The organism is Stenotrophomonas sp. LGBM10, assembly GCF_046736075.1.
In the GTDB taxonomy this organism is placed as follows: domain Bacteria; phylum Pseudomonadota; class Gammaproteobacteria; order Xanthomonadales; family Xanthomonadaceae; genus Stenotrophomonas.
The window spans coordinates 4,005,857-4,020,708 of sequence record NZ_CP177163.1 but is presented as its reverse complement, the minus strand read 5'-3'; the positions used below and the strand labels follow the sequence as shown (position 1 = coordinate 4,020,708).

Genomic DNA, 14,852 nt, shown 5'->3' with positions numbered 1-14,852 from the left:
GCTGCACGCCCCTGCCCCACGTGGTGCCGGCACGGACGAGCTGCACGACGATGACGACGGCGGCGGGATCGGCCCACTGCACCGCGAGGCCGCCGCAACGGCGCTCGCCGTGATGCTCGGCCGCGTGACCGGGGCCGCGCTGGCGCGGTTACCTGATCCGCCGCTGCAACACGTAATAGGCCAGGTTGCCTGCACCGGTCGCGCCCAGCAGCAGGCCGATCGCACCGGGCGTCACCTCGGTGATGCCCAGCAGGTCGATCAGGCCCAACGCAAGCGCGAGCAGCATCAGCACGCACCCCCAGTGCAGCGAGGCCAACCGGCGCTTGCTCGCATCGCCGTCGAGCAGCGAGCGGACCAGTTCCTCCGACCCACGCGCTTCGATGATGCGGCGGCGGGTGGTGGCATCAACGATGACCTTGATGGTGTACACGATGCACACGATCAGCAGCATCGGCAGAATGAGATTGAAGTCCATGAGGCGACAGCTCCGTTCGGGTTGGTGTGTGAGAGGAGATACGGCCAGCGGGCCGTCGGTTGCAGTCCATCCATTGCAACCGATCTCCCTTCCGACGTATCTCTAGGTCCATGCCCACCCCTGTGACCACCGACGAGAGCATCCTGCAGGCCGACCGCGCACTGGTGGACGCCGTGCTGGCCGGCAGGCACGGCGCGTTCGAGCAGCTGGTGACCGCGTATCAGGGCCTGTGCTGGCATATTGTCGAGCGCATGGTGCGGCACCCCGACGATACCCGCGACCTGTGCCAGGAGGTGTTCCTGCGCGTGCACCGGTCCCTCCACCAGTACCGCGGCGACAGCGCGTTGAAGTCCTGGGTGGCGCAGGTTGCCTACTCGGTCGCCCGCCGCCACTTGGAGCGCCGCCGCATCCCCATCGCCGAGGCTCCCGACGGGCAGGACGGCGCATGGCTTGCCGAGCAGGTGAGCGACGGCGTGGACGTGGAAGCGGAGGTCTCGCAGGTGGAAGTGCATCGCCTGCTGCACGCGGCGATCGATGCGCTGCCGCCCCTGCAGCGTACCGTGTTGACCCTCTATCATCTGGACGAGCTGTCCATCGGCGAGATCGCACAGCTGACCGATCTGGCGGAAGGCACCATCAAAAGCCACCTGTTCCGCAGCCGCGCACGCCTGCGCACGCTGCTTCATTCGCACCTGGGAGAACCGGCATGAGCAGCGACCCGCACGCGCACGCCACTGACGCGCACTGGCAGGCACAGGAGCGCGGCCGGCAGGCCGCCGTGAACTCTCCCGCCGCGCCGATGGACGCCGACAGCCGCGACTACCTGCAGATCGCCCAGGCCCTGCGGACCCTGCCGCGCAGCGCACCACCGGCGGACTTCGCCGCCACGGTGGCCCGCCAGATCGCCCCACGCACGCCCGTCGCGCTGGACCACTGGTTGCTGCCGCCGCTGCTTGTCGCACTGGCCGTCACCATCACGGTGGCCGCCGCCGGGCATGCCCGGCCCTGGTGGCAGGCGCTCGAGAATGCCGTGACGCGCGACGATGGCCACTGGCTGCTGGTCAGCGCGCTGTGCGCGCTGACCACCTGGGCCATCCGGCCCCTGCTGCGGTATGCCCTGCGGCAGGCCGGCTAGCGTGCGGCGCCCCGGCAGGCGCTAGAATCGCCGGGGTCCACCAGGAGAAAGGCCTTTGTCCACCGTCCGCATCCTCTGCATCGCGCCTGCGCGACGGGCGGATATCGACGGCTCCCGCGCCGGCTGACGCCGGCGGGCACCGGCCGGTGTACTCCCCTCTCGCGCGGCCCCCTGCCCGTCGGGCATGCCTACATCCGAGAGACCCATGATCCTTCCCATTACCGCCGGTGCGCTGCGCGCACTGCACGATGACGCCTGTCAGCACCCGTTCGATCCGGACAGCGCCCTGGCCCCATTGGAAGTGCTGCATCTGCTGGCCGAGCTGGCCGCCTGTATCGAACCGGCCTTCGTGCCGGCCGCCTGGCTGATCCTCGATGACGGCCAGCCGGTTGGCCTGTGCTCGGCCACGCGTATCCCTGTCGATGGCGAACTGAACATCGGCTATGGCATTGCGCCGAATCGCCAGGGGCGCGGCATCACCACCCGGGCCATCGGCGACCTGGTGCGATGGTGCGCACACGACGGACGCCTGCGCAGACTCACCGCCGAAACCGCACCGGACAACATCGCCTCGCAGCGGGTGCTGGCGCGCAACGGCTTCGTACAGGTCGGCCACGGCATCGATGCCGATGCCGGGCCCGTCCTGTGCTGGGCACTGGAGCTGCCGTAACCGTCGCGTCGCGGCTGCCGGGCCACCCGGCAGCCGCATCGATCAGGGCGCGGGTGCGGTCACGCACAGCGCGCCGTTGCGTGCTTCCAACCGACCGTGGTCGAGCAGCACCTGCACCTGCGCGGCGATCCGCTCGCGCAGCGGCTGGCTCAGGGCCTGGAAGCCCAGCCGCCGTGCCACCGGCACCGCCACTTCATCGGCGCCCGCACCGTGCGCGCCTTCGATCACGTCCAGCAGGGCCTGGCGGATCTCCTGCGGGGGCAGCATTTCCGGCCGGCGCAGCGAGCGGGACGCGGCCGCCATCCGGTTCCGCACCACCACCGCACTGCCAGTACGCAGATAGCAGCCGTCCTCCACCGCAAACGCGCCGTCGCGGCCGGCATGCGCCAGCGCCGCCTGGACCGCCGCCTGGATGCGCGAGCCGGCGCGCTGCAGATGCCACAGGTCGCGCACGCGCGCGATGATTTCGTCTTCGTGAATCGGGCCTTCGATGTCCACGATGCGTTCGACGGTGGCGGCCATGCTGCTCAGCGGCACATCGTGCGGGGCCAGCGCGGCGTACGCCGGCGCGAAACCCGCCTGCACGTAGGCGGGCGTGCCGGCGTCGTCGGTGGCTGTGGGCAACGCTTCGTCGATCCGCCGCTGTACGGCATGCACCGGCACCGCTGCCGCCACCTCGGCCGCAGCAGCGGGGCTCGCAGGTGCGCCCGCCGCCTGCCGCTGGCGTGCGTCAGCCAGCGCGGCGAGCAGCCGGTCCAGCTCCGCCTCGGGATGCTGGAACCAGTCGGTGCTCCAGATCCGGTGGATGTTCCAGCCGTGGTTTTCCAGGATCTCCTGGCGCAGGCGGTCGCGGTCGCGGGCCGAGGGCGCGGCATGGTAGGCCGCGCCATCGCACTCGATGCCCAGCAGGTAGCGACCGGCCGAGTCCGGGTCCACCACCGCCAGATCGATGAAGAAGCCGGCCACGCCAACCTGGTTGTCGACCTGGAAGCCGCGCGCGGCCAGCGCCTCCTGCACCGCCGCCTCGAACGGCGAGTCCGCGCTGCGCCCGGACGGCTGGGCCACGCCCAGATCGCCCTTCTCGGCGTACTGCAGGAACGCCTTCAGCGCAACCACGCCGAGGCGGGTGCGCTCATCCACGCGGATGTCGTCGGCGGTGATGCTGCTGAACACCTCGCAGCGCTGGCGGGCACGGGTGATCAGCACATTGAGGCGACGATGGCCGCCGTCGGCATTGAGGGGGCCAAAGCCCTGGTAGAGCTTGCCATCGCCCTTGGCGCGGCCGTAACCGATCGAGATCAGGATGACGTCGCGCTCGTCGCCCTGGATGTTCTCCAGGTTCTTGACGAAGAACGGTTCATGCGGATGCCGGGCGATGAAGGCTTCCAGCTCGGGATGCTGGCGGCGCGCCAGCTCCAGCGCGTCGCTGATCGCCTGGCGCTGGCGGACCGACATCGCCCCCACGCCAAGGGTCAACTGCGGGGTGTGGCGCGCATGATCGACCACGGCCTGCGCGATGGCCGCCGCTTCGACGTCGTTCTTGTAGGTGTTGCCACGGTCGAAGCGCCCCTCAGGCAGGTAGCGCAGGCGCAGGCCGGACTGGCTGCGCCCACGGTCCGGACTGGGCACGATGAACAGCTTGCCCTCGTAGAAGGTCTTGTTGGATACCGCGATCAGCGATTCGTGGCGGCTGCGGTAGTGCCATTGCAGCATGCGCTGCGGCAGCCCCTTGGCCGCGCACAGCGACAGCACGCTTTCCAGATCCCTGGCCTGTGCGCCCTCTTCGTCGACGGGGTCATCTTCGGCGCCGCCCAGGCGCGCAAAGAACGAGGTTGGCGGCAACTGCTTGTCATCGCCGACCACCACGATCTGGCGGCAGCGTGCGATCGCGCCGAGTGCATCCACCGGCTCCACCTGGCTCGCTTCGTCGATCACCAGCAGGTCGAATTCGATGGCGCCGGGTTCCAGGAACTGCGCGACCGACAACGGGCTCATCATGAACACCGGTTTGATCGTCTGGATCGGCGAGGCGCACAGGCGGAACAGGCGCCGCAGTGCCATGTGGTTGCGTTTGCGCGCGATCTCGCTGCGCAGCGTTCCGAGGGCACCGATGCCCTCCACGCCGCCACGCGGCAGGCCGGCATGATGGGCCTGGGCGGCCTCGACCTGGGCCAGGCTCAGGCGCGTGCGGTCCCACTGCCGGAACTGGGCGACCAGCGTTTCGTGCTGGCGCCCGTCGAACACCGCCAGCGCGGGGTCGGCCGTGGTCGCCAGCGTCAACATCGCCAAGTGGAACGCGCAGCGATACAACGCATCGGCCTGGTCGGGCGTATGCCCGTGCGCCACGGCCAGCGCCAGCGGTGCCTGCAATCCCAGTGCATCTGCACGGCGGGCCGCCTCGGCATAGGCCAGCCACGCCAGCAACCCGTCCACGTCCACCGCCCAGACAGCGGACCTCTGCTGCAGCTGGTCCAGCGCCGCGTGCTCCAGGCGCGGCACCGCCAATGCCTGCACCGTGTCGATCTGCAGCTGCGTGGCGAACGCCTCCCAGTGCGTGGGCACGCTCGACAGGGCCGCCCGTGCCTGCGCGGTCGCCGTGGCCAGCGTCTGCCCATCGTGCAGCACCGCCGCCAGCGCGCGCGCGTCCAACCCGCCCACCGGCGGTGAGTGCTGCACCCAACCGAGAATCGACTCGGCCAGCGCCCAGTCGGTGACCGCACCCTGCCAGACCGAGCCGAACGCGGCCGTCGCCGTCGGCGCGATCGCGGTCAGGACGGCCTGTGCGTTGCGTGCGGCGATCAGATCATCCAGCAGCGCCAGCCGCGCAGCCGTGCCTGCGGGCAGCGGCCCTTTCATCACGCTGCGCAGCTGCGCGATGGCCTGGCGGTAACCGCGGTTGAAGATCCGCAACAGGCGGTCGCCGTGCGCGGCGATGGCCAGGCGCTGCGGCACCCAGTCGGCCGACCACGCCATGTCGATGACCTGATCGCCCCGTGCACCACGCACGCGCTCGAGCACCTGCCCCTGTTGCAGCGCGTCGCGCAGCGATCCCAATCCCGCCGTCCACACACCGGACGCGATGGTGCTGCGGTCGAAGGCCGGCGCGGCCGCCAGCATCCCGGCCACCTGGCACTGCTGCTCAAGCGTGTGCAGATCAACCGCAGCGGGTACACCCAGCGCTGCCCCCAACCCCTGGGCAGCGTCCACTGCGGCCTGGATGGCCGCCGCCAGCGGCGCGCCGCGGGCCACCAGATCCTCCGCCTGGGTGCGCAGCACCGGAACGTGCGCAACCCCGCGCCAGGCATGCGCCTGCGGATCACCGACACGCGGCAGCAATGCGCAGACCTCGCGCAGCACGGCACTGCGCTGGTCCAGATCGGCCCGCGTCCAGGCGCCGGCATCGTCGATCCGGTACGGCGGACGGCCCGCACGCGGCAGGCCACGGATCAACTCGCCCAGAATCCGGAAGGGGGTCAGCCCAGCCTTTCCAACCGGCGCGTGCATGCGTTGGGCGTGGGCGTTGAGCTGGCCGCGCAACGCGTCCAGCCGCGCCACCCCGCCCGCCACGTCCACCGCTTCAGGCTGGCCCACCTGCAGGGTGCGGCCCAGCTCTTCCAGCACGCTGCGTTTGTTGGCCTTGTTGCTGTGAAGCTCCAGGCACAGCGGCCCCAGCCCCACGTTCTCCAGGCGGCGCTTGACCACCTCCAGTGCCGCCATCTTCTCCGAGACGAACAACACCTTGCGTCCATCACCGACCGCCGTGGCGATCAGATTGGCGATCGTCTGCGACTTGCCGGTGCCCGGCGGGCCCTGGATCACCAGATCCTGGCCGCGGCGCACGGCTTCGATGGCCAGCGCCTGCGAGCTGTCGCAGTCCATCACGTGCTTCAGGTCAGCGACGGGAATCAACGCATCCAGGAAGCCGGGACCTTCCGCCGGCAGACCGCTGTCGCGGTTGTCGAAGCCCTCGCCGAGCAGGCCCTGGACCAGCCGGTTCTGGTCGATCTGGCCGCCCTCGGGCCACTTGTCCGGGTCCAGGTCGAGGAACATCAGCAGCTTGGCGAACGAGAAGAACCCCAGCTGGAGCGCGTTGTCCAGCACGCTCCAGCCGGGCTGGGCGGCAACGCAGCCCCGCACGGCGTCGAGATAGGCCGCCAGGTCGAACGCATCGGCCTCGGGGAACGGCGGCAGGATGATGCCGAAATCCACGCGCAGCTTCTCGCGCAGCGACAGATTCTCCTGCGGGTCTTCCTCGGCCCAGCGCAGCGCGAAGCGGTCGCGCGCACTCTTGCGCTCCAGCACCACCGGCAGCAGCACCAGCGGCGCATGCCTTACCTCGTCGAGTGGGGCGGAAGGCTCACGGAACGCCAGTTGCCCCAGTGCCAGGTACAGCACGTTGACGCCCTGTTCTTCGAGCATGGTGCGGTACTCGTAGAACATGTCCAGGAGCCGCTTCTGCAGATGCTCGGACCTGAGCCGGGTCTGCAGCCGCGAATCGGTATGGTGCGCGGCCAGCGCGGCGGGGTCGGCCGGCTCGTCGCCGGGCTGCGGCAGCGTGGGCAGCTCCGCTTCCGCTGCGGCCTCCGTGTCGGGCGTGCCCTCCACGTCGGCATCACCGCTCACCGCCGCGAAGGTCATGGCCTTGCGGTCGAGCAGGGCCTGCAGGGTCGGCACGGCACGCTCGTCATGAAACACCAGCGCGCGGCTGGACGGCTTTTTCGGCAGATTCAGCAGCCGGTTGCGATAGGTAAGATCGAGCAGCACGCGGCGTTGCGCCTGCAGCGTATCCCTGATGCTCATCGCCGATGTTCCTCTGGTGATCCGGCCGGGCAGCGCCACACCGGGGGATCTGGGGCTGCACGGCGCAATAGTGCGGTGGTCCACGCGGGACCGTGACCGGGGATGATGCCATGCGCGGGCTGCGGGCGCTTGACCTCAACTTACCTTGAGGTTCTATGGTGACGCCTCCTCTCTGGAGACGTACCGATGACCTACACCCTCCCCCCGCTTCCCTATGCCTACGACGCGCTGGAACCCCATTTCGATGCCCGCACGATGGAGATCCACCATGCGCGCCATCACCAGACCTACATCAACAACCTCAACGCGGCGCTGGCCGATGCCGGGGTGGCCGCACTGCCGGTGGAAGCGCTGATCGCCGATCTGGAGGCGCTGCCGGAAACGCTGCGCACCGCTGTGCGCAACAACGGCGGCGGCCACGCCAACCACAGCCTGTTCTGGACCGTGCTCAGCCCCCACGGCGGTGGCGAGCCGAACGGCCCGGTGGCCGATGCGATCGCCCGTGACCTGGGCGGCTACGACGCCTTCAAGGAGGCATTCACCAAGGCCGCGCAGACCCGCTTCGGCAGTGGCTGGGCGTGGCTGACCCTGGGCGCCGATGGCAGGCTGCGGGTGGAAAGCAGCGCCAACCAGGACAGCCCCCTGATGGGCGACTACGTCGGGCTGTCCGGCGGCACCCCGATCCTCGGCCTGGATGTCTGGGAGCATGCGTACTACCTGAACTACCAGAACCGCCGGCCCGACTACATCGCCGCGTTCTTCGCACTGATCGACTGGGCCGAAGTGACGCGTCGCTTCCAGGCCGCAGGCGGGCGCTGATGGACGCAGGTCCAGCGCTGGATCACGCCGGGGCACCTGCGGACGCGCCTGCGCTGGACCTGCCCGGCGCACCCGCGCTGTCGGCGGCCGCACTGCGCCATGCCTTCGGCCAGTACCCCACCGGTGTGGCCGTCGTCACCACCCACCGTGCAGACGCTGCGCTGCGGGCAATGACCATCAACTCGTTCGCATCGCTGTCGCTGGCCCCGCCACTGATCGTATGGAGCCTGTGCGGGCACTCGCAGGACCTGCCGCTGTACCGGGCGGGTCAGCCATTCGGAATCAGCATCCTGTCCGCCGGCCAGACCGCGATCGCCCGCCACTTCGCCGATGGACGGCTTCGCCATGCCGCGCTGCCGGAGGCAATGACGCGGCACGCCAGCGGCATCGCGGTGGTCCGCGGTGCGGTGGCGCATCTGCTGTGCACGGTGGAACGGACGCTGCCTGGCGGCGACCACGTGATGATCGTGGGCCGGGTCGCACACGTCGAAACAGCCCCGGCAGATACTCTCGCCTTCCACCGTGGGCGCTATGCCCACCTCAAGGCGCCCTGATGGACCTCCAGGCCCTGCAGCAGATGCTGGACCGCGGCCGCGATGGCGCACTGCTGCGCTACAGCCTCGGCAAGTGCCTGCTGGATGCGGGTGATCCGGCCCTGGCCACCACGCACCTGGCGCAGTGCGTGGCCCAGGACCCGGATTACTCGGCCGGCTGGAAGCTGCTGGGCAAGGCCTGCCTCGCGTCCGGCGACGCGGTGGCCGCTGCGCAGGCGTGGCAGCGCGGCATCGCCGTGGCCACGCGCAACGGCGACAAGCAGGCGGAGAAGGAGATGACCGTGTTCCTGCGGCGCGCGTTGAAGGCCGGCGCAGCCCAGACGTGAGGCTGCGCCTGCATCAGCCGGACAGGCCCCTGTTGTACAGCACGATGATGCCGAACGCCGCAGCGAGGGTGCCCAGCCCGGTCAGCGACACCAGGTTGTCCTGGGTGTCGCCCCACGATGCGCGCGGCCAGCGACCGGCCGTACACACATACAGCGTTGCCCATCCCAGCCCGTACAGCAGCAGCTCCCAGATCACCGTCACCAAAACCCAGCGGACCAGCCAGCCCAGGCCCTCCTTGATGACATCGTCCATGCGTGTCCCGCTCCCTCGCGTCCGTCCCTGCATCCAGTGCAGAGCGTAGCCGAGCGCCTTGCCGCACGACAACGCTCTGCAGGACGCCGGCTCAGTCGCCCTTGCGGCGCTGCTGCTGCAGATCGAAACGCTGCATCGACGCTCGGATCAGGGCCTTGGCCTCGGCCGCCGTGCCCCAGCCATTGAGCTGCACCGGGTTGCGTCCTGCGGGCAGATCTTTGTAGACGCGGAAGAACGCCTCGATGCGCTGGCGTTCGATCAGCGGCAGGTCATCGAGGTCGCGGATGTTGGCGTAGGTCGGGTCGAGTTTGTCGGTGGGAACGCCGATCACCTTCTCGTCCTGCTCGCCGTTGTCCACCATCTTCAGGTAGCCGATCGGGCGGAAGCGCACGATCACGCCCGGATGCAGCGGCTCACGGGTCAGCACCAGCGCGTCGAGGGGGTCGTTGTCGCCGGCCAGCGTGCGCGGCATCGAGCCATAGTTGGCCGGGTACGCCACCGGCATCGACTGGAAGCGGTCCACATGGACCAGCCCGTCCTCCTTGATCTCGTACTTGGTGAAACTGCCGGCCGGGATCTCAACGGCGAGGTTGGCTTCCTCGGGCGCCTCCTTCGGCTGCGCGGCCAGGAACGGGTGCAGCACCGCGTTGGTGGCGGTGCTGGCGCCGGCCAGCAGCAACAGGAATGTGGCGATCACCATCCGGGACGCCGTGCGGTGCATGTCCATCCTTCTCTCCAGCGATGGCCGGGCAGCCCGCAGGCGCCCGGCATTCAGGTCATTCCCAGCAACGGTCCGCGCGGCCCTTCAGGGTCTGCGTGCGGGTGCAGTCGCGGGGTGCGATACGGCCGTCGGTCAGTTCAACCTTCTGTTTGACGCCATCGGCGCGTCGCGTCAACTCGAACCCGTCGTACAGCCGCCCGGTCACTGTGCGCGCCTCGTAGCGCAGGTGCTGCGGATCGATCTTCAGCACCTGGAACAACTGGGTGTCCTCGCCCACCGGCGCCATCGTGGCGCGGGCCTGTGCCGACAACCGGTACTGCTTGGGGCCTGCCACGGTGACCACGAACTGCGGCGTGGCCGCGTCGCCTTCGCCGCGACGCCCGTAGGTGTGGTCGTGACCCTGCAGTACCAGATCGACGTGGTGGCGACGTACCACCGGCAGCAGCACATCGCGCAGCGCGGCGTTCTCGCGCCCTTCGCGCGGCGAGTAGAACGGCTGGTGCAGCAGCACGATGCTCCACGGGTGCGGGTTGTCGGCCAGCACCTTGTCCAGCCACGCCGCCTGCGCGTCGGCGCTGCCCAGGTCCAGGGCCGAGGTGCCGTCGAGCACCGCGATGCGCACGCCCTGGTAGTCGAACCAGTACGTGCTGGTATCCGCAGCGGCCACGCCATTGCGCGGCAGCGCGAACGTGACCGGCCAATGCCGTCCGAGCACGCGGCGCTCCTGCGGCGTGTCCTCGAACTCCTCGAAATACTCGTGGTTGCCGATCGCCGGTGCCACCGCGGTTTCCTGCGGCAGCCAGCCGGCGGCGGCGAACCACTCGCCCCATTCGCTGTCGTCCTGGCCGTCGCCACCGCTGACCAGATCGCCGGCGAACAGGCTCAGGCGGGCATCCGGCGCGGCTTTCAGGCCGGCGCGCAGCACGCGTGAGACGTGGCTCAGGTTCTTGTTCTGGGTGTCGCCGAAGTACAGCAGGGTCAGCGGCTGCTGCGCGGTGCCGGCGGTACGCAGCTGATTCCAGGCACCCCAGGTCCCCTGGCCCTGCACCCGCCACAGGTACAGCGTGTCCGGTGCCAGACCGGTCACGTCGGCACGGTGGTAGTGGGCGGTGCCGTTCTCGGTATCCAGCGGCCGTGTGGTGGCCACCACACGGGTGGGCGTGCCCACGTCCGGTGAATCGCCGGCCAGCACCCACTCCAGCACCGGCGCGTCGACCGTCGTATCGGTACGCCAGGACACGCCAAAGCCGCGCGCGGCGTCCTGCGCCGGCGACGCCACGATACGGTCGGGGAAGCCGCTGGCCGCGTAATGGCGATTGCCGGCCGGCACCTGGGTGTTCGGTTCGGCCGTGCTGTCGGCCTGCTTCGCGCTGAGCGGGCCGGTCAGCAGCAGGGTCAGTGCCAGCATTGCAGCGGTCAGGCTGGCACGGGTCATGGCGCGCACTCCAGGGGCAGCGACAACTGCCGGGCCACGCTGGCCCAGTCGAAGGCCACCACGCCCTGGTCGTCATGCACGGCATACAGCACGCCGTTGGGGAAGCGCGACGACGCGCGCTGGTCCAGCCAGATCCCGTCGGTGTTGGCCACGGTGTTGCCCTGGAAGGCGCCCACATGCTTGAAGGTGTGGCGGTCGAACAGGTGGAACACGCTGCGCTGCTTGCCCTGTTCGGTGGTGATCCACCAGCCGTCCTTGCCGCAGGTGCGCAGCATCACGCCCTCGGCCTGCGCCTGGAACGCGTCGCGGCCGATGGTGGTGCCGGTGAACGTGCCCGCCAGCGTGTACACCTTGATCTCGCTGGCATAGGTTTCATCCTCCTCGGCGATCAGCAGGCGATCATTCGCCGGGTCGCCCCAGATCGACTCGACCACGCGCAGCGCGCCGGCCTCGCTGGTGTCGCCGATGCTCGAGACGAGCGTGCCCTGCGCCGTGTCGCCCTGCACCGTCATGGCATAGCGGCGCACGCGTTTGTCCAGCTCGGCCAGCGGCGGCAGCACGTCGTTGCCCTGCGCATCCTCGCCGGCGTCGTAGGAGTCGGTGACGTACACATCGTAGCCACTGTCATGCCTGTTCACCCACAGGCCGTATGGCTTGCGCAGGTCGTCGGCGGCGAACACGCCCAGCGGCGTGAAGTCCGGCAGTTTCAGCACCTGCACGCGATGGTTGTCGCGCTCCACGATCAGCACCAGGTCGTCGACCACTGCGATGCCATTGGGCCGCATGAACTGTCCCGGGGCGGTACCGGTGCTGCCGACATCGCGCAGATGCGCGCCGGTCTGGCCGTCGTAGACCACCAGCTTGTCGGTGGCCTTGGCGGTGGCGATCAGCCAGCGCTGGCCGTCCGGCGTGGTCCAGCTGGCCGGCGAATCGATGTTGTCGGCCGGGGTCATGGGCGTGACGAAGGCTTCGGCAACCGTGGCGACGTTGCGTGCGGCGTCGGCGACTGCCGCCGGCGCGGCAGGTGCGGGCTGCTGACCGCAGGCGGTCAGCAATGCCAGGCCGAGCAGGCCAAGCGTGTAAGACGTACGCATCACAGGGCCACCTTCAGGCCGAGCGCATAGGTGCGCCCGTATTCTTCATTCTGCAGGGTGCGCGAGCGCACGCCCTGGTAGAGCTCCAGCGGCTTGTCCAGCAGGTTCTGCGCTTCCAGGTACACGCTCACGTTCGCGGTGATCTTGTAGTCCAGGCTGAAGTCGAGCTGGGTGTTGGGCGCCACATAGATGTCGTAGGCGCGGCTGTCGCCCAGGGTGTCCAGGTACTCGCTGCGGTACACCGCTGCCAGGCGGGTGCTGAAACCTGATTTTTCGTAGCCGATATGCGCGCTGTAGACGTGTTTCGAGGCGCGCGGCAGCATGAAGTCGTCACGCTCGCGCCCTTCCAGGCCCGGGTCGAAGTCGGTGTCCAGCCAGGTGCCGCTGGCCCCGACCAGCAGGCCATCCCAACCGGCGGGCAGGAAGGCGAGCTGCTGCTGCCAGTTGAACTCGGCACCGCGGACGGTGGCCTTCTCACCGTTGATCACACGGGTCACTTCATACCCGGGGTAGGCCGGATCGTTGTTGCTGAGCGTGTTGACGATGTAGCCATCGATCGACTTGTGGAACAGGCCCAGCGACACGATGCCGGTGCTGCCGATGTACTTCTCCACCGACAGGTCCAGGTTCTTCGATTCGTACGGATCAAGCTGCGGGTTGCCCAAGCGGACTTCCTCATCGCCCCGGCTCAGGCCCACGCGCGGCGCGATGTCGCCGAACGACGGACGCGACACGGTCTTGTTGGCGGCCGCACGCAGCACCCAGTCGCTGCCGGCGTCATAGCGCAGGTGCAGGCCCGGCAGCACGTTGGTGTAGCTGCGGCTTACGCTCAACGGGGTGACGGTGTAGCTGCGGCCGTTGCTGGCCACGTCCACGCTGTTGCCGGTAGCGGTGAACCGGGTGTTCTCCACACGCACGCCGCCGATGATGCGCAGCGCGCCGATGTCCCAGGTGCCCATCGCATAGCTGGCGAAGATGTCTTCGCTGGCCGTGTAGTCCTCCTCCAGCGAGGCCATCGCATTGCCGCCTGCGTCCTGGGGACGTGCGCTGTACTGGCCGCCGGACTGCGCCCAGTAGCGGCGCATCGCATCCGAGCTCATGCCCTGCCCCAGGTTGCCGCCGCGGTGATCGGGGGTGCCGGCGGTCCAGTCCGACAGCGCGATCTTCGGGCCGACGCGCAGCTCGCGCTCGTCCACGTTCACATCGCGGTCGCGCCAGCGGCCCAGCAGACCGAACTTGTAGCTGGACGCATCGCCGTCGAAACGCACGTTGATCTGCGCGCTGCGCTCCTGGTCGTTGACCTGCTTGGGCGACAGGACCACGCGGTCGAAATCGTAGTTGGCGTTGCTGATCCAGCCCGCATCGCTGAGCGTGTAGCGCGGAATGCCACTGTTCTGGTCCACGGTGGCGGTCAGGTCGTCGCCGTTGTACTTGAAGCGCGCTTCCATCTCGTCGTTGACGCGCTCTTCGGTGCGCGTGTAGCCGACCTTGTAGTCCACCACCGCGCCGGTCAGCCGGTTCTCGCCGCCGAGGCTGGCGGCGAAGGTGTTTTCCTTCTTGGTGCGGTAGCGCATGCGCTTCTGGATCGCATCGGCGGGCAGTTCGTCGATGGTGTACTGGTTGTTGCCGCGTGCGGTGACCTCGCCGTCGCCGAAGTTGAAGATGGTGCGCTGGCGGGTTTCGGCATCGTCGAACTGGCTGTACAGCGTGCGCAGGTAATAGCGGTTGTCGTCGTCCGGGTGCCAGTCGAGGTTGAGGTTGGCACCGATGCGCTTGCGCTCGATCTCGTACTTGCGCTGCTGCAGGCTGTTGGCGAACAGGTCGTCGTCGGCGCCGCCGTCGAACGTGCCGTACTCCACTTCGGTGTTGTCCGACTCGAACTTGCGGTTCTGGTAGTTCACCCCCAGCGCCACGCCGAACGTATCGGCGAACACTTCGCTGTAGTTGATGGCCGCCTTGGGGCTGGTGTTGCCGGACAGCTGCTGGTGGCTGGCTTCAACCTTGCCGCGCAGGCTGCGTCCTTCACGGTCGAAAGCGGACGCCGACTCGACCAGGATCGCGCCGCCGATGGCATCGCCGGGCATGTCGGGGGTGGGGGATTTGACCACGCGCAGGCGCTCGGTCGAGTCGGAGGGAATCACGTCCAGCGGCGCGGCACGGCTGGAATCTTCCGGGGTGCCGATGGCGATGCCATCGACGCTGACGCTGTTCAGCGCCGCGTCCAGGCCGCGGATGACCACGAACCGCCCCTCGCCCTGGTCGCGGGTGACGCTCACGCCCGGCAGGCGCTGCAGCGACTCGGCCACGTTCTTGTCCGGGTACACGCCGAGCGCATCGGACGAGACGGCGTCCTCGATTGCGTCGCTGCTGCGCTTGAGGTCCACTGCGCGGGTCTGCGACTCCAGCTGCGGCCGGACTTCAACGCGATCCAGATCGATCGCCTCGGCGCCAACGGCCGCGGTGGCGACCGCGGTCTCGGCAGCAAAGGCGGACGGACTGGCCATGACCAGCAACGACAGGCTGATGGCCAGCCCCAACGGCGATTTCTTCTGCACAGCTATCCCCAACGG

At 69.0% G+C, this 14,852-nt stretch carries 13 protein-coding genes; 6 read left to right on the top strand and 7 right to left on the bottom strand.

The window, feature by feature from the left end; translation table 11 throughout:
* Positions 1-148 precede the first annotated feature (148 nt).
* On the bottom strand, positions 149-475 hold the full coding sequence (locus ACLB90_RS17685) for a hypothetical protein (protein ID WP_411850678.1): 327 nt from the start codon (positions 473-475) through the stop codon (positions 149-151).
* A gap of 110 nt (positions 476-585) precedes the next feature.
* Between ACLB90_RS17685 and ACLB90_RS17680 the strand changes: the two genes are divergently transcribed.
* The 3 genes from ACLB90_RS17680 to ACLB90_RS17670 all read left to right on the top strand — a co-directional run bounded on the left by ACLB90_RS17680 (position 586) and on the right by ACLB90_RS17670 (position 2,280).
* Positions 586-1,185: an RNA polymerase sigma factor gene (locus ACLB90_RS17680; protein ID WP_411850677.1), complete on the top strand. Its 600-nt coding sequence runs from the start codon at positions 586-588 to the stop codon at positions 1,183-1,185.
* Positions 1,182-1,610 (top strand): hypothetical protein, encoded by a 429-nt coding sequence (locus ACLB90_RS17675; RefSeq protein WP_411850676.1) that lies wholly within the window; start codon positions 1,182-1,184, stop codon positions 1,608-1,610. Before ACLB90_RS17680 ends, ACLB90_RS17675 begins: the two co-directional genes overlap by 4 nt.
* Positions 1,611-1,815: 205 nt before the next feature.
* Entirely contained in the window at positions 1,816-2,280 is a 465-nt protein-coding gene (locus ACLB90_RS17670; protein WP_411850675.1) for a GNAT family N-acetyltransferase, read from the top strand.
* Positions 2,281-2,322: 42 nt separating this feature from the next.
* Here ACLB90_RS17670 and ACLB90_RS17665 read toward each other — a convergent pair whose 3' ends face one another.
* Positions 2,323-7,080 (bottom strand): DUF3320 domain-containing protein, encoded by a 4,758-nt coding sequence (locus tag ACLB90_RS17665; protein ID WP_411850674.1) that lies wholly within the window; start codon positions 7,078-7,080, stop codon positions 2,323-2,325.
* 186 nt (positions 7,081-7,266) lie between these two features.
* Between ACLB90_RS17665 and ACLB90_RS17660 the strand changes: the two genes are divergently transcribed.
* From ACLB90_RS17660 to ACLB90_RS17650, 3 genes are read left to right on the top strand one after another with little or no spacing between them, the layout of a single operon-like run.
* A complete protein-coding gene (locus ACLB90_RS17660; protein ID WP_411850673.1) occupies positions 7,267-7,899 on the top strand; it encodes a superoxide dismutase in 633 nt (210 codons plus the stop codon).
* Entirely contained in the window at positions 7,899-8,453 is a 555-nt protein-coding gene (locus ACLB90_RS17655; protein WP_411850672.1) for a flavin reductase family protein, read from the top strand. Before ACLB90_RS17660 ends, ACLB90_RS17655 begins: the two co-directional genes overlap by 1 nt.
* Positions 8,453-8,779: a tetratricopeptide repeat protein gene (locus ACLB90_RS17650; RefSeq protein ID WP_411850671.1), complete on the top strand. Its 327-nt coding sequence runs from the start codon at positions 8,453-8,455 to the stop codon at positions 8,777-8,779. The genes ACLB90_RS17655 and ACLB90_RS17650 overlap by 1 nt, the downstream gene beginning before the upstream one ends.
* Before the next feature lie 13 nt (positions 8,780-8,792).
* On the opposite strand, the gene ACLB90_RS17645 is transcribed toward ACLB90_RS17650, so the two are convergent.
* From ACLB90_RS17645 to ACLB90_RS17625, 5 genes are all read right to left on the bottom strand, one after another.
* On the bottom strand, positions 8,793-9,032 hold the full coding sequence (locus ACLB90_RS17645; RefSeq protein WP_411850670.1) for a hypothetical protein: 240 nt from the start codon (positions 9,030-9,032) through the stop codon (positions 8,793-8,795).
* Positions 9,033-9,123: 91 nt separating this feature from the next.
* Positions 9,124-9,759, bottom strand: a complete 636-nt coding sequence (locus ACLB90_RS17640; RefSeq protein WP_411850669.1) for an inorganic diphosphatase — start codon at positions 9,757-9,759, stop codon at positions 9,124-9,126.
* A gap of 49 nt (positions 9,760-9,808) precedes the next feature.
* The gene (locus ACLB90_RS17635; RefSeq protein WP_411850668.1) at positions 9,809-11,188 is read right to left on the bottom strand and encodes a metallophosphoesterase; all 1,380 of its coding nucleotides are present in this window, start codon (positions 11,186-11,188) and stop codon (positions 9,809-9,811) included.
* Positions 11,185-12,282 (bottom strand): phytase, encoded by a 1,098-nt coding sequence (locus ACLB90_RS17630; RefSeq protein WP_411850667.1) that lies wholly within the window; start codon positions 12,280-12,282, stop codon positions 11,185-11,187. Before ACLB90_RS17630 ends, ACLB90_RS17635 begins: the two co-directional genes overlap by 4 nt.
* Positions 12,282-14,786 (bottom strand): TonB-dependent receptor, encoded by a 2,505-nt coding sequence (locus tag ACLB90_RS17625; RefSeq protein WP_411852789.1) that lies wholly within the window; start codon positions 14,784-14,786, stop codon positions 12,282-12,284. The genes ACLB90_RS17630 and ACLB90_RS17625 overlap by 1 nt, the downstream gene beginning before the upstream one ends.
* Between the last annotated feature and the right edge of the window lie 66 nt (positions 14,787-14,852).